20 protein-coding genes and 1 tRNA gene are annotated in these 21,034 nt (G+C 67.6%); 3 read left to right on the top strand and 18 right to left on the bottom strand.

The annotated features are described in order from the left end of the window. Positions 1-7: 7 nt before the first annotated feature. A complete protein-coding gene (gltX, locus tag F466_RS0110315) occupies positions 8-1,435 on the bottom strand; it encodes a glutamate--tRNA ligase (RefSeq protein WP_018138425.1) in 1,428 nt (475 codons plus the stop codon). 494 nt (positions 1,436-1,929) lie between these two features. Here gltX and F466_RS0110320 point away from each other — a divergent pair, with 494 nt between their 5' ends. After that, entirely contained in the window at positions 1,930-2,445 is a 516-nt protein-coding gene (locus F466_RS0110320; RefSeq protein ID WP_018137548.1) for a peptidylprolyl isomerase, read from the top strand. An 8-nt stretch (positions 2,446-2,453) separates the two neighbouring features. Further along, positions 2,454-3,209, top strand: a complete 756-nt coding sequence (locus F466_RS0110325; protein WP_018994071.1) for a UDP-2,3-diacylglucosamine diphosphatase — start codon at positions 2,454-2,456, stop codon at positions 3,207-3,209. A gap of 877 nt (positions 3,210-4,086) precedes the next feature. Here the strand turns inward: F466_RS0110325 and F466_RS0110330 are convergent. The 17 genes from F466_RS0110330 to rnr all read right to left on the bottom strand — a co-directional run bounded on the left by F466_RS0110330 (position 4,087) and on the right by rnr (position 20,577). Further along, complete coding sequence (locus tag F466_RS0110330; RefSeq protein WP_018994072.1) at positions 4,087-4,929, bottom strand: ferritin-like domain-containing protein; 843 nt, start codon at positions 4,927-4,929, stop codon at positions 4,087-4,089. A gap of 19 nt (positions 4,930-4,948) precedes the next feature. Further along, a complete protein-coding gene (locus tag F466_RS0110335; protein ID WP_018994073.1) occupies positions 4,949-7,453 on the bottom strand; it encodes a heavy metal translocating P-type ATPase in 2,505 nt (834 codons plus the stop codon). 11 nt (positions 7,454-7,464) lie between these two features. Continuing rightward, entirely contained in the window at positions 7,465-7,596 is a 132-nt protein-coding gene (locus tag F466_RS13830; RefSeq protein WP_018138107.1) for a hypothetical protein, read from the bottom strand. A 108-nt stretch (positions 7,597-7,704) separates the two neighbouring features. Further along, positions 7,705-8,073 carry a hypothetical protein gene (locus tag F466_RS13805; protein WP_081601197.1) on the bottom strand — a complete coding sequence of 123 codons (369 nt, stop codon included), beginning with the start codon at positions 8,071-8,073 and terminating at the stop codon, positions 7,705-7,707. Positions 8,074-8,169: 96 nt separating this feature from the next. Then, the gene (cls, locus tag F466_RS0110350) at positions 8,170-9,642 is read right to left on the bottom strand and encodes a cardiolipin synthase (RefSeq protein ID WP_018138105.1); all 1,473 of its coding nucleotides are present in this window, start codon (positions 9,640-9,642) and stop codon (positions 8,170-8,172) included. A 27-nt stretch (positions 9,643-9,669) separates the two neighbouring features. Next, the gene (locus tag F466_RS0110355; protein ID WP_026182194.1) at positions 9,670-10,860 is read right to left on the bottom strand and encodes an O-succinylhomoserine sulfhydrylase; all 1,191 of its coding nucleotides are present in this window, start codon (positions 10,858-10,860) and stop codon (positions 9,670-9,672) included. Between the two features lie 34 nt (positions 10,861-10,894). Beyond that, positions 10,895-12,004, bottom strand: a complete 1,110-nt coding sequence (gene alr / locus F466_RS0110360; protein ID WP_018994074.1) for an alanine racemase — start codon at positions 12,002-12,004, stop codon at positions 10,895-10,897. 70 nt (positions 12,005-12,074) lie between these two features. After that, positions 12,075-13,433: a replicative DNA helicase gene (gene dnaB, locus F466_RS0110365; RefSeq protein WP_018138102.1), complete on the bottom strand. Its 1,359-nt coding sequence runs from the start codon at positions 13,431-13,433 to the stop codon at positions 12,075-12,077. Between the two features lie 88 nt (positions 13,434-13,521). Then, positions 13,522-13,971 carry a 50S ribosomal protein L9 gene (gene rplI / locus F466_RS0110370; RefSeq protein ID WP_018138101.1) on the bottom strand — a complete coding sequence of 150 codons (450 nt, stop codon included), beginning with the start codon at positions 13,969-13,971 and terminating at the stop codon, positions 13,522-13,524. 69 nt (positions 13,972-14,040) lie between these two features. Continuing rightward, positions 14,041-14,988: a hypothetical protein gene (locus F466_RS0110375; protein ID WP_018175450.1), complete on the bottom strand. Its 948-nt coding sequence runs from the start codon at positions 14,986-14,988 to the stop codon at positions 14,041-14,043. Between the two features lie 31 nt (positions 14,989-15,019). Then, positions 15,020-15,244, bottom strand: coding sequence for a 30S ribosomal protein S18 (gene rpsR, locus F466_RS0110380; protein ID WP_018138099.1), 225 nt, complete (start codon positions 15,242-15,244; stop codon positions 15,020-15,022). Positions 15,245-15,286: 42 nt separating this feature from the next. Beyond that, positions 15,287-15,691, bottom strand: coding sequence for a 30S ribosomal protein S6 (gene rpsF / locus F466_RS0110385; RefSeq protein ID WP_012983301.1), 405 nt, complete (start codon positions 15,689-15,691; stop codon positions 15,287-15,289). 166 nt (positions 15,692-15,857) lie between these two features. Beyond that, positions 15,858-16,313, bottom strand: a complete 456-nt coding sequence (locus tag F466_RS0110390; RefSeq protein ID WP_018994075.1) for a cytochrome c — start codon at positions 16,311-16,313, stop codon at positions 15,858-15,860. Next, complete coding sequence (locus F466_RS0110395) at positions 16,297-16,923, bottom strand: cytochrome c (protein WP_026296448.1); 627 nt, start codon at positions 16,921-16,923, stop codon at positions 16,297-16,299. The genes F466_RS0110390 and F466_RS0110395 overlap by 17 nt, the downstream gene beginning before the upstream one ends. A gap of 64 nt (positions 16,924-16,987) precedes the next feature. Beyond that, positions 16,988-17,302 (bottom strand): hypothetical protein, encoded by a 315-nt coding sequence (locus tag F466_RS13515; protein WP_018994773.1) that lies wholly within the window; start codon positions 17,300-17,302, stop codon positions 16,988-16,990. A gap of 27 nt (positions 17,303-17,329) precedes the next feature. Next, positions 17,330-18,085, bottom strand: a complete 756-nt coding sequence (gene rlmB / locus F466_RS0110405; RefSeq protein WP_018994076.1) for a 23S rRNA (guanosine(2251)-2'-O)-methyltransferase RlmB — start codon at positions 18,083-18,085, stop codon at positions 17,330-17,332. 11 nt (positions 18,086-18,096) lie between these two features. Continuing rightward, positions 18,097-20,577, bottom strand: a complete 2,481-nt coding sequence (gene rnr, locus F466_RS0110410) for a ribonuclease R (protein ID WP_018994077.1) — start codon at positions 20,575-20,577, stop codon at positions 18,097-18,099. A 238-nt stretch (positions 20,578-20,815) separates the two neighbouring features. Here rnr and F466_RS0110415 point away from each other — a divergent pair. Beyond that, positions 20,816-20,902, top strand: a tRNA-Leu gene (locus F466_RS0110415). The last annotated feature ends 132 nt before the right edge of the window (positions 20,903-21,034 follow it).

Raw genomic sequence — 21,034 nt, forward strand, 5'->3', positions numbered from 1 at the left:
GGGCGCTTCAGCCCGCCTGCTCAAGCGCGGCCTGCAGGCGCGCACGCACCCGTTCACGCCCTAGATACTCGAAGATGCGCGGCAGCTCGGGCCCATGCGTCTGGCCGGACAGCGCCGCACGCAGCGGCATGAACAGCTTGCGCCCCTTCGCACCCGTCGCCGCGCCGACAGCCTTTGCCAGGGCCGGGAAATCCTCGGCCTCTTCCAGGGCGTCCAGGGCGGCGCGGTAGAAATCCGCGCCCGCCTGCTGCAGCTCGGCGGCGGCCGCCTCGCTCAGTGGGGCCGGATCGGCGGCGAAGGCCTCCACCCAGATACGGGCGTCCTCGGCGCGGGTGATGTTGTCACGCAACAGCCCCGCCAGTGCCGGGCGCTGGTCCTCTGACAGCTGCCCGAACACATCGAAGTCATCGAGATAGGCCAGCAGATCGGCATCGGACAGCTGGCGCAGGGCCTCGGTCTGCCAGTGTTCCAACTGCTGCGCATCGTGGCGCGCAGCGCTGTGACCAATGCGCTCCGGGCTGAACCCGGCCGCGAGTTCCTGCGCACTCAGTAACTCGTCCGACTCGTAGCGATGCCCGAGGCGTGCCAGGTGATTAAGGATCGCGAGCGGCAGGTAACCCGTAGTGCGCAACTCCTCGACACTGGCCGACCCATTGCGCTTGGACAACGGCGCACCGTCGTGCCCCATCACCAGCGGCAGGTGATGGTAGGCCGGCGCCGCCAGCCCCAGCGCCTCCAGCAACAGCATCTGGCGTGGGGTGTTGGCGATATGGTCCTCGCCGCGCACCACATCGGTCACGCCCATCAGGGCGTCGTCGATCGCATTGGAGAAGAAGAAGGCGGGCGTGCCGTCGGAGCGGCGGATCACGAAATCGCCGATCTCGTCGGTCCGAAAGCTCACCGGCCCGCGTACCCCGTCCTCGAAACGGACCGTCCGACCCAGCGGCACACGAAAGCGCAGGGTCGGCTTCTGCCCCTCGGCCGCGCGCCGCTCGGCCTCCTCCGCGCTCAGGTGGGAGCAGGTCCCCGGATAGCGCGGCGGCTTGCCCTGGGCGCGCATGCGCTTGCGTCCCCGCTCCAGCTCGGCGGGCGAGCAGAAGCAGGGGTAGGCCTGACCGGCATCAATCAACTGCTGGTAATAGCCATCGAAGATCCCGCCGCGCTCGGACTGGGCATACGGTCCGGCATCGCCACCGGCGTCAACGCCCTCGTCCCAGTCCAGCTTCAGCCAGCGCAGGTCGCGCATCAGCGCGACCACGAACTCCGGGCGCGAGCGCTCGGCGTCGGTGTCCTCGATCCGCAGCAGAAAATGCCCGCCGCGCGAGCGGGCGAACAGCGCGCTGAACAACGCGGTGCGCACGTTGCCGAGGTGGAGAAGCCCGGTGGGACTGGGCGCGAAACGGGTCTTGGTCGGCGGTGTCGTCATCGCGCGCATGGTAGCGGAGCACCCCGCGGGCCACCAGCCGGGCCTGCCGTGGCCCTAGGGCGACGCTGATTGAATCGCGCGTCCGCGCTCGAGTCGCTTTTGCGTGCGAACAAGGCGCGGTGACTGCCGTGCAGTCATTCTGCACAAGGGAACCGCAACGCCGTTCCCGCGCAAAAGCGGCCGAGCCCCTGCACTAAATGTCTTGTGGGGTTGGTGCCCCCTGCTCCTCGATCCTGCGTTGCGCCCCGAATCCATCAAAAACGGGCGGGTAGAACCACTACCCGCTGCACGACGCGCCTTGTCTCGGAAAACAGGGGGCACCAACGCGGACGTGCGATTCAATCAGCGTCTCCCTAGTAGCGTTGCTGGCAGGCACCCCGCCTGCCGGGTACCATGGCCGCCCGACACTCATCCGGAGGGCCAGTCCCGTGCAGCGATCCCGTTTCCGGCTCGGCATTGTGCTGGCCACCGCCCTTCTTGCCCTACTGCTTTCAGGAGCCCCCATGGCCGATACCAATCCGCAGGTCGCGATCGAAACCAACCATGGCCGCATCGTGCTGGAACTCAATGCCGAGGCCGCCCCGGAGACGGTCGCCAACTTCATGTCCTACGTGGATGACGGCTTCTACGACGGCACGATCTTTCACCGCGTGATCCCGGGCTTCATGGTCCAGGGCGGCGGCTTCGACAAGAACATGAGCCAGAAGTCCGCTGGCGAGCCCATCCGCAACGAGGCGGACAACGGCCTGAAGAACGAGGTGGGTGCGATCTCCATGGCCCGCACCCAGGATCCGCACTCGGCCACCGCGCAGTTCTTCATCAACGTGAACGACAACGACTTCCTCAACCACACGGCCCCGAATGCGCAGGGCTGGGGTTATGCGGTCTTCGGCAAGGTGACCGAGGGCATGGACGTCGTGCGCCAGATCGAGTCCGTACCCACCGGCCGTTCCGGCATGCACCAGGATGTGCCGCAGGAGCCGGTCGTGATGGAAAGCGTGAAGCGCGTCGAGGACTGAGCCACCCCGTGGCTTCCAGCGCGCCGGCCCTGGTCATTTCCGACCTGCACCTGGATCGCGAGCCCGGCCCCCTGCTGGAGGCCACACTCGCCTTCCTGAAGGGACCGGCGCGCAGCGCCTCGGCGCTGTACATCCTCGGCGACCTGTTCGAATACTGGGTCGGCGATGACGCCGGATTCCCGGCCGCCGAACAGCTCGCCGAGGCCCTGCAGACACTCGAGATCCCGGTGGCCTTCATCCATGGCAACCGGGATTTTCTCGTGGGCCCGGACTATGCCGCCCGCGCCGGGATGCAGCTGGCGCCCGAGCCGCTGCACGCGGCCCTGCCCTGCGGGCCCGCCGTGCTGCTGCATGGCGATTCCCTGTGCACCGACGACACCGAACACATGGCCTTTCGCCAGCAGGTACGCGGCGGCGAATGGCAGCGGGCCTTCCTGGCCCAGCCGCTGGAGGAACGCATCCGGCAGGCGGAGTCCATGCGCGCCACCAGTCGTGACAACAGCCGGATGAAGGCCGACGCGATCATGGATGTGAATGCCGACGCCGTAGCGGATACCTTCCGCGACGCCGATGTCCCGCTGATGATCCATGGCCATACCCACCGGCCCGCGATCCACGACCTGACGGTCGACGGCCAGCCACGGCAGCGCTGCGTGCTCCCGGCCTGGGACGAGCATCCGGGCTACCTGGAGGTCGCGGCGACCGGCCCCGTCCTGCGCAAGCTGGACGGCTCGCCCTACCCCGCGCACCTGCTGCACGCCTGAACCGCTGTCACGCCTCGGCCATTCTTGGCTGGGCCTGGTTCGGAATCTGGTGTTTCCGTGCCTTAGTCCGGCCGCCTGCCTGCGCTGTCTCGGCAGCGCACCCCGAGGTACTTTCTTGCTTGCCCAAGAAAGTACCCAAAGAAGGGCACCCGGACTCCGCCCGGGGACCTTGCTCCAGGGCCCTCGGGCCGGCGGCGCTGAAACTCGCTACGCCTTTGGCTTCGCTCAGACAGTCAGCGCCTCTCTTCCGTCCCGAGAACCCTTCCGCAAGGGGCTTCATACGGGGGGATGAAGGTCAAAACAGAAGTTATCCCCGCGCCTGCAGCCAACTCCAACGCCGTAGGGTGCGGTTGAGCACAGCGAAACGCACCGTTCCGACGTCGGGGCAACCCTGATGCGATTCGCTGCGCTCATCGGCATCCTACTCCCCCCCCGGCGCCCGCTGGCGGGCGCGGCACGCTATGGCCGAAGGCCGCGCGTGCCGAAGATGTCCGAAGACCTAGCCTCCATCCGTAAGCACAATCGTTGGGACAGCCGTTGTCTTGACCTTCACCCCCGTTGTCGTCGCGCGGAGTGGAGAGGGTTTTCGCGGGAAGAGAGGCGCTGACTGTCTGAGCGAAGCCGAAGGCGCAGCGAGTTTCAGCGCCGCCCGCGAAAACCCTCGGAGCGAGGGAAACCCCGGCCCGCATAGCGGGCCGGGGTCGCGGCAGTCGGGCGTGTTTCTTGGTTACTTCTTTGCACGAGCAAAGAAGCCCGTTTTTGATCAACAACGGGCGCGGTGCGCTGGCGAGACAGCGCATGGCAGGCGGCGGCCCGAAGCCACCGTAAACACCGGATGCCGAACCAGGACCAGCCTCATCAAGGCAGGCGGTCGGGGCTATGGCGACGGCTCGGCGGTGGCCTGGGCCTCCAGTTGCACCATCTCGGAGTCGGTGAAGCCGGCGGCGCGGCGCGCCTCGTGGGCAAAGGGCGGGCGTACGCGGCCCGGCATGTACTCGGCCAACAGCTCGAGGAAGAGCGGCTCGGGATCAAGCCCGCGTACGTGCGCCAGCTCGCGAAACCAGCGCGAGCCGATCGCCACGTGGGCGACCTCCTCGCGCTGGATGATCTCGAGAAGCGCCACGGTCGCGTGATCGCCCGCCGCCGTCAGGCGCTCGATCATGCCCGGGGTCACGTCCAGCCCGCGCGCCTCCAGCACGCGCGGCACCAGGGCCATGCGGATCATCACGTCATGGTCGGTCGCGAGTGCGGCCTCCCACAGTCCGTTGTGGGCCGGCAGCTCGCCGTAGTCCGCCCCCAGCTCGTGGAGCCGCGCGCGCAACAGCCGGAAATGACGCGCCTCCTCGGCCGCCACCTGCAGCCAGTCGCTGACAAAGGGTGCCGGCATGTCGCGAAAGCGATAGACGGCATCCAGCGCCAGGTTGATCGCGTTGAACTCGATATGCGCGACCGCATGCACCAGCGCCACCCGCCCGGCCGTCGTGTGCAACCCGCGTCGCGGCAGGTCCTTCGGGTGCACCAGCACCGGCCGTTCCGGACGCCCGGGCACCTCCAACCGTTCCGGCCCGGAGCTGGCGACCGCCTCCAGCTCATCGGACCACCAGGCCTGCATCAGCGCCAGCACGCGCTCGCACTTGGTCTCGGGATCGCACTCGCGCAGCGCCATTTCGGCCGCTTGGTAGAGATCCGGGCTCGCGGGATGGGTGATCGGCTGACTCATGGCGGCCAAGGATACCCGTTCAGCGCTCGTCGGTCGGCATGCTGCGGCGCAGCAGGATGGAGTTGCCGATCACCGAGAGGGAGCTGGCGGTCATCGCGATCACGCCGATCATGGGGTGCAGCAGGCCGGCCGCGGCGATCGGGATTGCGGCGGAGTTGTAGCCCCAGGCCCAGAACAGGTTCTGCACGATCTTGCGGAAGGTCAGGCGCGAGAGCTGCACGGCCTCGACCACCTTGGTCAACTCGCCGCGCACCAGGGTGACGTCCGCGGCCTCGATGGCCACATCCGCGCCGGCCCCGATCGCGATGCCGACGTTCGCCTGCTGCAGCGCCGGGGCATCGTTGATGCCGTCGCCCACCATCGCCACGTGGTCGCCGTACTGCGCCTGCAGTTCGCGGACCGCTTCGACCTTGCCCTCCGGCAGCACGCCGGCTCGGACCTCGTCGATCCCCACCTGTGCGGCCACCGCGTTTGCGGTGCGCTCGTTGTCGCCGGTGACCATCACGCAGCGTATGCCGAGGCTATGCAGCTGCTCAATGGCGCTCTGCGACTCCTCCTTGAGGGTGTCGGCGACCGCGACAATGCCGGCCGGTCGCTCGCCAATGGCCACCAGCATCGCGGTCTTGCCGGCATCCTCGAGCCGCCGCAGCGATTCCAGCAGGCCGGACGGATCCAGGCCCTGCTCCTCCAGCAGCCGCTGGCTGCCGACCAGGACGCGTTCCCCGTAAAGGTGAGCCTCCACCCCGCGCGCGGTGTGCGACTGGAACTGTTCGACCTCGGCGATCGCCAGCTCCCGGTCGCGCGCACCCTGCACGATGGCCTCGGCCAGCGGGTGCGCGGAGCCGGCCTCCACGGCCGCGGCCGCACCGAGCACGCGAGCGTCATCGAAGCCCTCGGCCGCGATCACGTCGGTCAGTGCCGGCTGCCCGCGGGTGATGGTCCCGGTCTTGTCGAGCACGATCACGCGGATGTCCTTCAGCGTCTGGATCGCGGAGCCCGAGCGGATCAGCACGCCGCGCTCGGCGCCCATGCCGGAGCCCACCATCAGCGCGGTGGGCGTGGCCAGTCCCAGCGCACAGGGGCAGGCAATGACCAGCACGGCGATCGCCGCCAGCAGCGCCAGCACGATCGGCGGCCGTTCCGAGTCCACCCAGGGCAGGAAGCCCTCGCCCCAGATCAGGATCGGCTGCAGCGCCCCGGAGAACGCCAACCAGGCCGCAAACGCGGCCAGCGCAATGACCAGCACCGCCGGCACGAAGCGCGCGGTGATGCGGTCCGCCAGCTCCTGCACCGGCACCCGCGAACCCTGGGCCTCGTTCACCAGACGGATCACCTGCGACAGGAAGGTGTCGGCCCCCACGCGGGTCGCACGCACCTTCAGCCGCCCCTGCTGGTTCAGGGTCGCGCCGAGCACGCTATCGCCCTCGCCCTTGTCCACCGGCACCGACTCACCGGTGGCGATGGATTCGTCCACCGTGCTCTCGCCGGCGACCACTTCGCCATCGGTGGGGATCTTCTCGCCCGGGCGCACGATCATCAGCTCGCCCACCTGCAGCGATTTCACCGGCACCTCGACCTCTTCGCCATCGCGTTCGACCCGGGCGGTCTTCGCGCCCAGATCCAGCAGCTTGCGGATCGCGGAGGAGGCCTCGCCCTTGGCGCGGTACTCCAGATACCGCCCGAGCATGTGGAAGGCCATGATGGTCGCGGCCATCTCGATGAACGAGGTCATCGGATAGAAGAAGCCGATCAGCCCCAGCAGGTAGGGTGGCAGCGAGCCCATGGAGATCAGCACGTCCATGTTCAGGCTGCCGCTTTTCAGCGCGCGCCAGGACGAACGGTGGGTGGCCGCACCGCCCGCCATGAACACCACCGGGAAGGCCAACACGGCAATGATCAGCAGATAGCCGGGGATCTCCTGCCAGAACATGTGCGGCATCATCAGCACCATGATCGCGATGGTCGGGATCATCGCGATCCACAGCCGGCGCCAGGCCTGCTTCAGATAGGCGGCGTCAATCTCGGCGTCGTCCGCCTCGCTGCCGGCCTCCTCGGTCTCCACCGCCGCCACGTCATAGCCGGCCCCCTCGACCGCGGCGCGCAGGGCCTTGGCATCGGGGCCGCCGGGACCGGGCTCTACGGTCACACGGTGATCGCCGATGTTGGTGCGCACCGCCTGGATGCCGTCCAGCTTCTCGATCGCACCGCGCACGATCCCCGCGCAGTGATCCGACCCCATGCCGGGCACCACCAGGCGCACCGCACCGGCACCGCCCGCCGCGCCCTCGACCTGGGCAACGTCGTAGCCGGCCCCCTCCACGGCGGCCCGCAACCCCTGCGGGTCCACCTGCTCGGGGTCGTATCCCACGGTCACCCGGTGGCGGGCGATATTGGTCCCCACCGAGGCTACACCCGGGGTCTTCTCCAGCGCCGCGCGGACAATCCCCGCGCAGTGGTCCGACCCCATGCCGGGGACGATCACCACCGCCTCGCGGGCGTCCGCTGGCTTCGTTTCCGTCGTCATCGCGCGACTCCTCAGCGATTACTGAACAGATACTTGATCAGGGCCGCGATCCCGAGGATCAGTAGCGCCAGAATCAGTAGACCAATCCAGCCATGGCCGAAGCCGAGGCCCGTCATCCAGCCAAAACCTTGTTCATGCATCATGGTGTAGTCCTCCCAGGGAACTAGTGACAACCGCAATGCGCGACACCGCGCACCGAGTGGGCGATCCACGATCACCCGGGGCCGGGCGGAACCCCGGCCAGGGAGGACTCAGAGGGGTGGGCGAAGATCCGGTGCCGCAGGGATACCGGGGCCCATGGCGACGGGAAGGGGGGCGAAAACGGGCGCGGCCGCCGTGACCGGCGTGCCGGCGGGTGAAGGCAAACCCGAGACCCCGCAGGCGCCACAGACCGCACAGGGCATCTCGCAGGCCGAAGGCGCAGCCTGGATCACAAGGTCCGGCGAAAGGTCCGATGACATGGGGTCTGCAGGTGATCCCGCTCCATGATCCAGGCAGTGGTCCGCCGCGGTCATGCCGCCCGCGGCGCCACCGTGCATCATCCCCGCACCGGCGATCGGCGCCAGCAACAGGGCGGCGACGATCAGTAGATTCAGCAGATGGCGCGAGGCTCGTGACACGGGCTGGTCTCGAAAAGGTATTCTGCCTGCAAGTCTAGCAGCCGGTCCGGCGTTCGGCGTGACACAGATCAAGCCGCCCGTTCATCGCCCAGAGCGCTACAGCACAGGCGCCAGCAGATAGGCGGCCCGCGCGGCCACGCGGCGCCACAGCGGCAGGTCGTCCACGTCCTGCCGGGTCATCTCGCGCGAGCGGGCGAAGTCGGCCTCGAACATGCGCGCCGTCTCGCGGGCAAATCCCGGATCCAGCACCAGCGCGGTGACCTCGAAGTTCAGCCGAAACGAGCGGTTGTCCAGGTTCACGGTCCCCACCGCCGCACCCATGTCGTCCACCACGAAGGCCTTGCCGTGCAGGAAGCCCTCCTGATAGCGGTAGACGCGCACGCCGGCATCCAGTAGCGGGCCCAGGAAGGCGTAGGCCGCATGCGTGGTCAGCGGGTTGTCGGTGACCTCGGGGATCAGCACGCGCACGTCGACGCCACTGAGTGCCGCCAGCTTGAGCATGCCCTGCACGCCCTCGTCGGGCACGAAGTACGGGCTGGCGATCCAGATGCGCCGCTCGGCCGAATGGATCGCCTGCTGCATCATCAGGCTGGCGGTCTCGAACTCGTCGGCCGGTCCTGAGGGCAGGATCAGCACCGGGACGCCATCGTCCGCCATGGTCGCCGGCTGCCAGTCCAGCTCCGGGATCTCTTCGGTGGCCCAGTGCCAGTCCTCCAGGAACACCGACTGCAGGGCCAGGGCGGACGGCCCCTCGATGCGCAGGTGGGTGTCGCGCCAGGGGCCGATCTTCGGGTCCCGCCCGAGGTACTCGTCCCCCACGTTCAGTCCGCCGACCCAGCCCTGTTCGCCATCGGCCACCACGATCTTGCGGTGATTGCGGAAGTTCAGCTGGAAGCGATTGCCGCGCCCGCGGGTCGAGTGAAAGTGCTGCACATGCACCCCCGCCTCGCGCAGGGTGTCCAGATAGCTGCCGGGCAGGCGGTAGCTGCCGATCTCGTCGTAGAGAAAATAGACCTCGACCCCGTCCTGCGCCCGCTCCACCAGCCGCCGCTTGAGTTCGCGCCCGATCGCGTCGTCGCGCACGATATAGAACTGCACCAGCAGGTAGCGCTCGGCCTGCTCGATCCCCTCGAAGATACTGTCGAAGGTCGCCTCGCCATCCACCAGCAGCTCGACCTCGTTGCCGTGGAGGAACGGCCAGCGGGCGAGTTGCTGCACCCCGTCCAGGTGCTTGCTCGGCTCTTGCGCGATGTACTGGTGTGACCACAGCTCCTCGGTCTTCGGCTGCAAGGCCCGCGCCAGAGCGGAGTCCTCGTCACGGCGCGCGACCACATAGCCGCGAAACTCGCTGGCGCCGAATACCCAGTAGGCCGGCACAGCCACATAGGGAACGGTGTTGAGCGACACGATCCAGGCCACCGCGCCCTGCGGCGTGCGGGTGGACATCAGCGCATCCAGCGACGACAGGAACCCCAGCAGGTGAAAGCCAATTACAACCGTCAGCAGCACGCGCCAGCGCGGACGCCGGCGCGGCTTCGGATGGGCATCACCGGACTCGGGTCTGGACATATCCGTGCGGTCGACCCGGGAGCCGCGTCAGAGCGCGTCGAGCCCGCGGGCCAGGTCGCGCTGGATGTCGGCGACCGCCTCCAGCCCCACGGCGACCCGCACCAGAGCCTCGGTAATGCCCTGGGCCTCCCGCTTGTCCGGGTCCACACGACCGTGGGTAGTGGTGGCCGGGTGGGTGATGGTGGTCTTGGCATCGCCCAGGTTCGCGGTGATCGACAGGAATTTCGTTGCGTCGATCACCGACCAGGCGGCCTCGCGCCCGTCGGCGACCTCGAAGCTCAGCACGCCGCCGAAGCCGCTTTGCTGGCGCTTGGCGATCGCATGCTGCGGGTGGGATTCGAGCCCCGGGTAATGCACGGCGGTGATCTTCGGGTGGGCTTGCAGCCACTGCGCCAGGGCCAGGGCGTTGTCGCTGTGGGCGCGCATGCGCAGGGCCAGGGTCTCCAGCCCCTTCAGGAACACCCAGGCGTTGAACGGCGACAGGGTCGGCCCGGCCGTGCGCAGGAAGCCGTAGACGTCCTTACCGACGCGCTCGGCATCGCCGACTACCGCGCCGCCCAGGCAGCGCCCCTGGCCGTCGAGGAACTTGGTCGCCGAGTGGATGATGATGTCGGCGCCCAGATCCAGCGGACGCTGCAGGATCGGCGTGCAGAAGCAGTTGTCCACCGCGAGCAGCGCGTCGTGCCGATGCGCGATCTCCGCCAGCGCGGCAATGTCCACCACCTCGCCCAGCGGGTTGGACGGCGTCTCGCAGAAATACAGCCGGGTATTGGGCTGCGTGGCGGCCTCCCAGGCCTCGAGGTTCGACAGCTCGACGTAGGTCACCTCGACGCCGAAACGCCCGAGGTAATTGTTGAACAACACGGTCGTCGTGCCGAACACCGAACGCGAGCAGACCACATGATCGCCGGCCTTCAACAGACCCATCATGGTCGCGAGGATCGCGGACATGCCGGAGGCGGTGGCCACACAGGCCTCGCCCCCCTCCAGCGCCGCCAGACGGTCCTGGAAGGTGCGCACGGTCGGGTTGGTGAAGCGCGAGTAGATATTGCCGGGCGACTCCCCGCCGAAGCGCGCGGCGGCCTCCGCGGCCGAACCGAACACGAAGCTGGAGGTCGGGAAGATCGCCTCGGAGTGCTCGCCCTCGGGCGTACGCCGGTAGCCGTGCCGGATGGCTACAGTCTGCGGGTCGTAATCAGCGGGGTCGAAGTCGGTCATCGCGGCATCCTTGAATGCGGAATGCCACAGTGTATCAGCGCGCCGGCTGCAGCCGGTCGGCCACACGCGTCAGCAGCTCGTAGCTGATCGTCCCCGCCGCACGCGCCACGCGTTCCACGGGAAGGCCTTCGCCCCACAGGGTCACCGGGTCCCCGACCTGCGCATCGGGCACCCCGGAGAGATCCACCGCCAGCATGTCCATGGACACGCGCCCGATCAGCGGGCAAAGCGCCCCCTTCACCAGCACTGGTGTGCCCGACGGGGCATGGCGCGGGTATCCGTCGGCATACCCCATCGCGACGATCCCGGCCCGGCCCGGCACATCGGCAGCCCAGGTCGCCCCATAACCGACGGTACTGCCGGATTCGAGCGGCTGGGTGGCGATGATCGGGGCCTGCACGGTCATCGCCGGGCGCAGGTCGCTGTCCGGACCCTCCGGGAGGTGCTCGGTGGGTACCGAGGCCGGATGCGCGCCGTAGAGCATGATACCGGGCCGGCCCCAGTATTCACCGGGGGCATCGGACGTCCCGCCCCGACCCCAGCCGGCAAACAGGGCCGCCGAATTGGCCACGCTGCGGCGTCCCGAAAATTCCGCCACCGTCGTCGCGAAACGGTCCAGCTGGCGGGCATTTTGTGGATGCTCCGGCTCGTCGGCACAGGCCATGTGGGTCATCCAGTGCAACCCGCCCTGCCCGTGGCCGGTAACCTGCAGTCGCCTGGCGACCGAGGCCGCCTCCGCCGGCACGAAACCCAGCCGGTTCATCCCGGTATTCAGTTTGATCCAGACGATGGGAAGCGTGACTCGGGCGGTCTCGAGATGGTCGAGTTGTGCCGCGTCGTGCAGCACGGGCTGCAGATGGAATTCGGTGCAGGCATGCACCTCGGAGGGATCGCGCGGACCCTGCAGCACCAGCAACGCGCCGTCGAAGCCGGCATCGCGCAGTGCCCGCGCCTCACCGACCTGGGAGACGGCCAGCCCGTCGCTTTCGCTGGCGAGTGCCTCGGCCGCCCACAGCAGTCCGTGGCCGTAGCCTTCCGCCTTTATCACCGACCACATGGGGACACCGGGTGCGAGGCCTCGCGCCACGGCCAGGTTGTGCCGCAGGGCCTCGGGGTGGAGCTGGATGCTGGCCGCGCGCCTCACGCGCCGCCTCGGGCCAGGGATCGAGAAGCATTGGGCGCCAACGCAAGTGTGTACATGGCTGGGTGTCCCCCTACTGCTCCATCCCGCCGTAGACGTCGGGGGCGTAGTTCTCGAAGCGAGTGAACTGCCCGCGGAAGGTCAGGCGCACGGTACCGATGGGGCCATTACGCTGCTTGGCGATAATGATCTCGGCCGTGCCCTTGTCCGGGGACTCCTCGTTATAGACCTCGTCGCGGTAGACGAAGGCAATAATGTCGGCGTCCTGCTCGATGGCCCCGGACTCGCGCAGGTCGGACATCACCGGGCGCTTGTTCGGGCGCTGTTCCAGCGAGCGGTTGAGCTGTGACAGCGCGATCATCGGTACGCTCAGCTCCTTCGCCAGGGCCTTCAGCGACCGCGAGATGTCCGAGATTTCATTCGCGCGATTCTCGCTGCTGCCGGGCGACTGCATCAACTGCAGGTAGTCGACCACGATCAGCTTGAGCCCCTTGTGCTCGCGCATCAGCCGGCGCGTACGGGCACGCAGTTCGGTGGGTGACAGCGCCGGGGTGTCGTCGATAAACAGCGGCGCCTCGGAGAGCATCTGCACGGCGCTGGTCAGTCGCGGCCAGTCGCCATCCTCCAGGCGCCCGGAGCGCAGCTTCTGCTGGTTGATCCGACCCATGGACGACAACAAACGCATCGCCAACTGCTCGCCGGGCATCTCCATGGAGAAGATCGCCACCGGTTCGGCGTTCTTCATCGCCACATACTCGGCGATGTTCATGGCAAACGAGGTCTTGCCCATCGAGGGCCGGCCGGCAACGATCACCAGATCGCCGGGGTTCAGCCCCGACGTCAGGGCATCCAGGTCCTGATACCCCGTCGCCACGCCGGTGATCGGGTTCTGCGTCTCGTAGAGGTACTCGATCTGCTCGACCGCGGCGGTCAGCAGCGGCTTCATGCCGCGGAAACCCCGGGCTCCGCGCGCACCCTGCTCGGCGATGCGGAACACCTTCTGCTCGGCCTGGTCCAGCAGCTCCTTGGATTCCCGACCCTCGGGCACAAAGGCCGAGTCGGCGATCTCGGTGCCCACCGAGATCAGGGAACGCAGGATGGACCGCTCGCGAACGATATCCGCGTAGGCCACGATGTTCGCGGCACTGGGGGTTTCGGCCGCCAGACGGCCCAGATAGGCCATGCCGCCCGCGTCTTCCAGCTCGGAGCTGCGCTCGAGCTGCTCCGACACGGTCACCATGTCGAACGGGGCGTTGCGTTCGGCCAGCGCGGCCACCGCCCGGAAGATCAGGCGGTGGTCGTGGCGATAGAAGTCTTCATCGGTAATGCGGTCCGCCACCCGATCCCAGGCGGCGTTATCCAGCATCAGCCCCCCGAGGACCGACTGCTCGGCCTCCTCGGAGTGCGGGGGGATGCGCGGATTCGGCGTCATTGGCCGGTTCATGCCCGAGGGCACCGTGTGAACCGGCCAGCCTGCCGGGCGTCAGCGACCTGCGGCCACTCTCCCGACATGCGGAGGATCACTCCTCGCCGATGACCACGACGTGAATGTCGACATCCACGTCCGTATGCAGATGCAGTCCGACCTCGAACTCACCCGTAGTACGCAGCGGTCCTTCCGGCATGCGCACTTCCTTCTTCTCCACCTCGGTGCCCTTGGCAGTCAGCGCATCGGCGATATCGGCGGGCCCGATGGAGCCGAACAGCTTGCCTTCGCCACCGGACTTGGCGGTGATTTCCAGCACGGTGCCTTCCAGCTGTGCCTTGCGCGCCTCGGCGGCGGCCAGCGCTTCGGCGGCGGCCTTTTCCAGCTCGGCACGGCGGGCCTCGAACTCGGCGATGTTCTCCGCGGTGGCGAACTTGGCCTTGCCCTGCGGCAGCAGGTAGTTGCGGGCGAAGCCGGAGCGCACGGTCACGCGGTCACCCAGACCACCCAGGTTATCGATCTTTTCCAGCAGAATGACTTCCATCTTTCGGTATTCCTGTAACGTTGGGTCAGCCCCAAAAACGAGGCATTCTACACCGGTCGCCGACCGGTCTCACGAATTGTTGTCACCGTCCGGTCCGTCACCCGGACCCTTTCGCCCGCCCAGCGCGCCAAGACGCGAGCGGATGTCCGCCCAGGCATCGATCACCCCGATCGTCGCCAGCAGCAGGAACATCTGCGGCAGGGCCAGCGCCATCAGCACGTACATGCCCACCAGCCAGAAGCTGCTCATGCCCTGGTGATGCGTCAGTGCATGCACCAGTGCAATGCCCTGGAGGAAGAACAGCACCCCAAGGATGAACGCCAGCTCGGTGGCCAGCGGCACCGGGCCGAGATGCCCGACCAGCCCCAGCGCGACGGTCACGCCGCTCATGGCGCGACCGAACTGCAGCGCGCGGAACTCCTCGCCAAACGCCCCCGGGTTATACAGAAGCGCCTGCCAATAGCGGCCGATCAGCAGACTCAGCGTCAGACTCAGCAGCACGATCCCGGCAAAAAGCCCCGTCAGGTAGGGCGCCGCACGGCGCAGCGCGGCCTCCAGCTCCTGCGCCCCGGTATCCGTACCCTCGACCAGCGGTCCCAGCAGGGCCATGCCCGCCTCGGACCAGGCCGTCTGCAGATCCGGTACCAGGGCATGTACTGCCAGTACGCCAAGCCCGGCGACCATCGCGCCGGCCTTCAGCGTCATGCGCCAGGACACCGTACGGCGCAGGACCTCGGCCAGCAGGACCACGGGTGCCCACTGCACAAACCCCGCGGCCACACCCGCCATCGGCGGGGCCTCCGGGATCAGCACGAACATCGCAGCTCCGAGCACCAGCGCCGACAACGCGGCGACGAGCAGGGCCTGCCCCAGACCGACACGCAGGCCGACCAGTGCGATCAGGGCACTGCTGACGATCGCGATCGGCGGCAGGAAGAGCCCCGCAACGCCAAAGCCGGAGACCGCGCCCACGGCGCGGCCCCGGCTTTTCATCACGAATTCGGCCAGTACACGCATGGCCGTGCGTCCGGGCGAACCGGAGCGCGGATCAGTGGTTGTCGCTGTACGGCAGCAGCGCGAGGTAGCGCGCGCGCTTCACGGCCGTGGCCAGCTGGCGCTGATACTTCGCGCTGGTGCCGGTCACGCGGCTGGGCACAATCTTGCCGGTCTCGGTTACAAAACCTTTCAGCAGGTTCAGGTCCTTGTAATCGATGTACTCGATGCCTTCGGCGGTGAACTTGCAGTACTTGCGACGACGCGGAAAACGGGCCATGTCAGATCTCCTTCAAAAATTCGGTCAACGGACGGGCGGGACTTACTCGGCGGAGGCCGAGTCGTCAGAGGCGGCCTGGCCACCTTCGTCGTCACGCTCGCGGCGACGGCCCTTGGCACCTTCCTCTTCCTGGCCCTTGGCCAGCGGGGAGGTTTCGGTGACGGCCTCTTCCATGCGCATGGCCAGGTGGCGCAGCACGGCATCGTTGAACCGGAAGGCACTGACCAGTTCTTCCAGCGCCTCTTCCGAGGCCTCGATGTTCATCAGCACGTAGTGGGCCTTGACCAGCTTCTGGATCGGGTAGGCCAGCTGACGACGGCCCCAGTCTTCCAGGCGGTGGATCTTGCCCTCGTGACCTTCGACCAGGCCCTTGTAGCGCTCGATCATCGCCGGGACCTGCTCGCTCTGGTCCGGGTGGACCAGGAACACAACTTCGTAATGACGCATTGTTCGACTCCTTGCGGGTATCAGCCTCCCGACGCAGCGGTGAGGCAAGGATTCCGCCCGCCGGAAAACCGGCAGACGGAAAGGCGCGATACCTTAAACGAACTGGGCCCCGGCAACAAGCCCGACGGCCCTCGGCAGCGCCGTCGCGCCGAGCCGGGTGACGATGTCAGTCCTCGTCCACCGGCCACTCGTCGTCCGGGATGATCCCGTCGTCACGCTGTTCGTGCCGCACCCAGGCGACGATATCCGCCACATCCTGATGATCCAGCCCGGGAACCGGCGGCATGTCGCCGTATTCCCAGTGATGCGCGACCACCCCGCGCTCGACCGCGATAAAGAAGGTGATATCGGCATGATGCGACGGCTCGTAGATCCGGTGGATCAGCGCCGGCCCTTGCTCGGTACCGCGGGCATCGGCACCATGACACTCTGCGCAGCTCTGCGCGAAGCGCTCCCGACCCACCTGCGGATCGCCATACAGCTCGATATTGGCCAGCCCCTGGATCGGATACGGCGCGCGCTCCTTCGCTGCCTCCGGGGCCTCGTCGCCACACCCGGTCAGCAGACCGGCAAGGGCCAGCGTGACCACCGGTGCCCCGACCGACTTAATGCGCATGCCCATGATGGCCCCCGCTGTGCTGATCATGGTCGTCGTGCCCGTCAGGCGCGTGATGACCATCGTGGTCATCCGAGGGGGCGTCGTCGACATCGGCCAGCTCGTAGCGGATGTAATTGACCACGTGCCAGATCTCGTCGTCGTCCAGCACACCGGCAAAGGCGGGCATCTCGCCCGAGCCCTCGCGAATCACCCAGTGGTATTCGCCTGCGGTGTGTCCCCCGGCGTGTTCCCGTAGATCGGCTGGACGCGACTCCAGCGCACGCGCCTGCGGGCCGTCACCGGCGCCGGCCTCCCCGTGGCAGGCCAGGCACTGGGCCCTGTAGGCCTCCCGCCCCATGCGTATGGATGAATCGTCCGCCGCGTGGGGGTTGTCCCGCTCGGCTGCGTCGGAAGGCGCTTCCCAGCGATGCTCGTGCGCGTCGTGGTCGTGCATGTGGTCATCGTGCGCGTGATGGTCATGGCCGTGGTGGTCACCCTGGCCGGAATGGTCATGGTGATCGTGGGTCGGCTCGCCATGATGGTGGTCGTGGGCCTCGCTCGCCGCGAGTGGCGCAGCCAGGGTCAGGCTCATGGCCAGCAGGGTGCTGACCGGAAAAACGGTTGCAAAAGACATCTGGATTCCTCGCTGTCGCAATCATCAAAACGGACACGGCCAGGCCGCATCCAAGACAGGGGAATCAGGATCTAGGTGGCGGGCTCGGGGGTGCGGCGGATGACCGGGCCGGTCGCAACAGCGATTCGGCGGGTACCCGGGCCAGTTGCGGCGTGAGCGAGACAACCGTCGCCAGCGGGGCCATGCAACAGCCACCGTGGCTGGAACACTCATGTTCGGCGTGATGATCGCAGTGCGCACCATCGCAGTGCATGGCGGCGTCCATCTCCACGGGCTCGATGTGCATGGTCGCCATGTCGGCCGCATGCACGGTTTGCGCCATCACCAGCAGGGGCAACAGCAGCAACAGCCAGAGGAACGGTCGAGGATGCACGCGCATGTACCGAGTGTATCAGGGCCGGCGCCGTCAGGATTGGCGCTGGCGCCGGACCTCGAACAGTGTGATCCCGGTCGCCACGGAGACGTTCAGGCTCTCCACCGTGCCCCGCATCGGGATTTTCGCGAGATGATCACAGGCCTCGCGGGTCAGGCGTCGCATGCCCTCGCCCTCGGCCCCCATCACGATCGCGGTCGGCGGCCGCAGATCCACCGCATAGAGGTCCTCGCGCGCGGCACCGTCCAGACCCACGGTCCACATGCCAGCACCCTTCAATGCCGCCAGGGTCCGCGCGAGGTTGCCGACCGCGACCACCGGCACGGTTTCCGCCGCGCCCGAGGCGACCTTGATCGCCGCCGGCGTGAGCGCCGCGCTGTGGTGTCGGGGTGTCACGATGGCACCGGCGCCGGCCGCGTCCGCGGTGCGCAGGCAGGCGCCCAGGTTGTGCGGATCGGTGACCCCGTCCAGCACCAGCACGAGGTCCAGCCCATCCTGTACCCGCCGGACCAGGGTCTTTTCGTCCACTACCGGGCGCGGGGCGCAATGCACGATCACGCCCTGATGCTGGAAGCCGGGATGGTGCTGGTCGAGCTTGTCGCGCCCCGCCCGCTCGATCGAGATCCCGCGCGCCTGGGCCTGCTCCAGCAAATGAGCCAGCGCGGGCTCCAGGGTGCCGCTCGCCAGCTGCAGCAGACGCACGCGCTCCGGGGCATGCTGCAACACGGCGGCGACCGCATGGATCCCGCCGAAGGACTCGCCGCGAGGCCCCTTGCCGCCCTTGCCCATCGCCTGGATTCTTAGGAGGCGCTGGACGAACGGCGCCGCCGACCACGACGACGCCGGCCGGACTTGCCGCCGGGCTCGCCATCGGCACCCGACGGCGTCTCTGAAGTGTCGACAGCCGGGGCCTCGGTCGGGGCCTCAGCAACAGACTCCGGCGACTTGCCACGACCGCGCCCACCGCGGCGGCGGCGCTTCTTCTTCGGCGGGCCGTCGTCCTGGGCCTGCTCGGGCGCGGCCTCCGGTGCCGGCTGCACGGCCTCGGCGTCCTTGCGCTTGCGACCACGGCCGCCCTTCTTCTTTGGCGCGGCCTCGACTTTGGACTCTTCGGCCAGAGCCAGATCGATCTTGCGATCGTCCAGGCTGACGCGCACGACCTGCACGCGCAACTCATCGCCAATACGGAATACGCGACCGCCGCGTTCGCCGGTCAACGTGTGGCGCGACGGCTCGAAGTGATAGAAGTCGTTATCGAGGGCGGTCACGTGCACCAGGCCCTCGATGTAGACGTCCTTGATCTCGACGAACAGGCCGAACCCGGTCACCCCGGAGACGACGCCGTCAAAGGTGTCGCCGACCTTGTCCTGCATGTATTCGGCCTTGAGCCAGGCGACCGCGTCGCGCGTGGCATCATCCGCACGGCGTTCAGCCATGGAGCAGTGCTCGCCGAGCGATTCCATGTCGTTGTGCGAATACGGGAAGGCCTTGTTGCTGCCCTTGCGCAGCACATGGCGAATCCCGCGATGCACCAGCAGATCCGGGTAGCGCCGGATCGGCGAGGTGAAGTGGGCGTAGTCATCCAGCGCCAGCCCGAAGTGGCCGTCCAGTTCGGGCGCGTACACCGCCTGGCTCAGCGAGCGCAGCAGCACGGTCTGGATCAGCTGCTGGTCGGGACGCTTCTTCGCCGCCTTCAGGACCTCGGTGTAGTCGCGGGGGCTCGGCTCGCTGCCCCCGCCGAGCGCCAGACCCACCCCATTGAGGAAGTCACGCAGGTCGTCGACCTTGTCCGTCGGCGGCTGGTCATGGATACGGTAGAGCGCCGGCACCTTGTGCTTCTTGAGAAAGCGCGCGGCCGCCACGTTGGCCATGATCATGCATTCCTCGACCATGCGATGCGCGTCGTTGCGCTCGGTCGGCACGATCTGCTCGATCTTGCGATCCTCGCCGAACAGGATCTTGGTCTCGGTGGTATCGAAGTCGATCGCCCCGCGGCGGTTGCGCGCGGCGTGCAGCGCCTTGAAGACCTCGTGCAGGACCTCCAGGTGGGGCATCACATGCCCATTCTGCTCGCGCAGCTGCTCGTCGCCACCGAGCATCGCGGCGACGTCCTCGTAGATCAAGCGCGCATGCGAGCGGATCAGCCCCTCGTGGAAGCGATAGTTCTTCAGGGCACCGCGAGCACCGATCTCCATCTCGCAGACCATGCTCAAGCGATCGACCTTCGGGTTCAGCGAGCAGAGCCCGTTGGACAGGACCTCCGGCAGCATCGGGATCACGTTGTTCGGGAAATACACCGAGGTCCCGCGCGTACGTGCCTCGCGGTCCAGCGCCGCATCCCGCTCGACGTAGTGCGACACGTCCGCGATGGCCACCCACAGGCGCCAGCCCTTGCCGTCGCGCTCGCAGTACAGCGCGTCATCAAAGTCCCGCGCATCGTCGCCATCGATAGTCACAAATGGCTGCTCGCGCAGGTCCAGGCGGCCCTTCTTGGCCTTCTCGTTGACCTCGGCCCCCAGCTCATCGGCTGCGGCAGCGACCTCCTCTGGCCACTCGTGCGGCAGACTGTGCGCACGGATCGCGATATCGATCTCCATGCCGGGCGCCATGTGTTCGCCCAGCACCTCGATGACGTCCCCGCGCAGGCGTGCCGTGCGCGACGCGGACTCGCGGATACGCACGACCACGATCTGGTCGTCTTCGGCCTCGCCCAGACCATCGGGCGGCACCAGGATGTCGTGCGTGATGCGCTTGTTGTCCGGGGTCAGGATGCCCACCCCGTCCTCGATGCGCAGGCGCCCGACCACCTGGGTCGTGTTGTGTTCGAGGACCTCGACGATGCCGCCCTCGCGGCGACCGCGACGATCCACGCCCATGACCCGCGCCAGCACGCGGTCACCATGGAACACACCGCGCATCTGGCGCGGCGAGAGAAACAGATCGTCGTCCTGTTCATCCGGCACCAGAAAACCGAAGCCGTCCGGGTGGCCGATCACGCGACCGCGAATCAGGTCTTCCTGGTTGACCGGGAGATAGGCGCCGCGCCGGTTGCAAAGGGCCTGCCCGTCGCGCTCCATCGCCTTCAGGCGACGGCGCAGGGCCTCGAGACGGTCGTCGTCGACGATCTCCAGCCGCTCGGCGATCTCGTCGTAGGACAGGGGGTTGTCGGCTTCCTGCAGGAGCCCGAGGATGAACTCGCGGCTGGGGATGGGATTGTCGTACTTCTGCGCCTCGCGCTCGAAATTGGGATCGGCCGGCGCCTTGCTTCTTTTTCTTGGCATTCAAACAACTCGTTGGATGATTCGGTGGCCGCCAGCGGAAGGCTGGCAACGCAAGCGCCCTATTATGCGGCAAGTAAAGATTTGCTGCCGGAAGCGCCGAGGGACGCGCGAACCCAGCCTCACGTCCGCGCCCATGGCACAGGACATTCTTGCGGGCGTTGACAGGCTTTTGGCCGCGCACTATATTGCGCGCTCCTGAAGCGCAGGACCCGGTCTCGAACCGGCGATCCGACCTCGTGCCGAGGTGGCGGAATTGGTAGACGCGCTAGCTTCAGGTGCTAGTGAGCGAAAGCTCGTGGAGGTTCAAGTCCTCTCCTCGGCACCATTTCTCTGCTTCCCGATCCCCCGAGACGAAAATACCCGCCCCGTTCTCCGCACGGATCTCCGTGTAGCGGTGGAACTATGTCTGTCCGCGCGTACGGCACGGGCCTGGCCCGCACCGCACGTCCAAGCGATA

This window comes from Thioalkalivibrio sp. ALgr1, assembly GCF_000378285.1.
Taxonomy (GTDB): domain Bacteria; phylum Pseudomonadota; class Gammaproteobacteria; order Ectothiorhodospirales; family Ectothiorhodospiraceae; genus Thioalkalivibrio.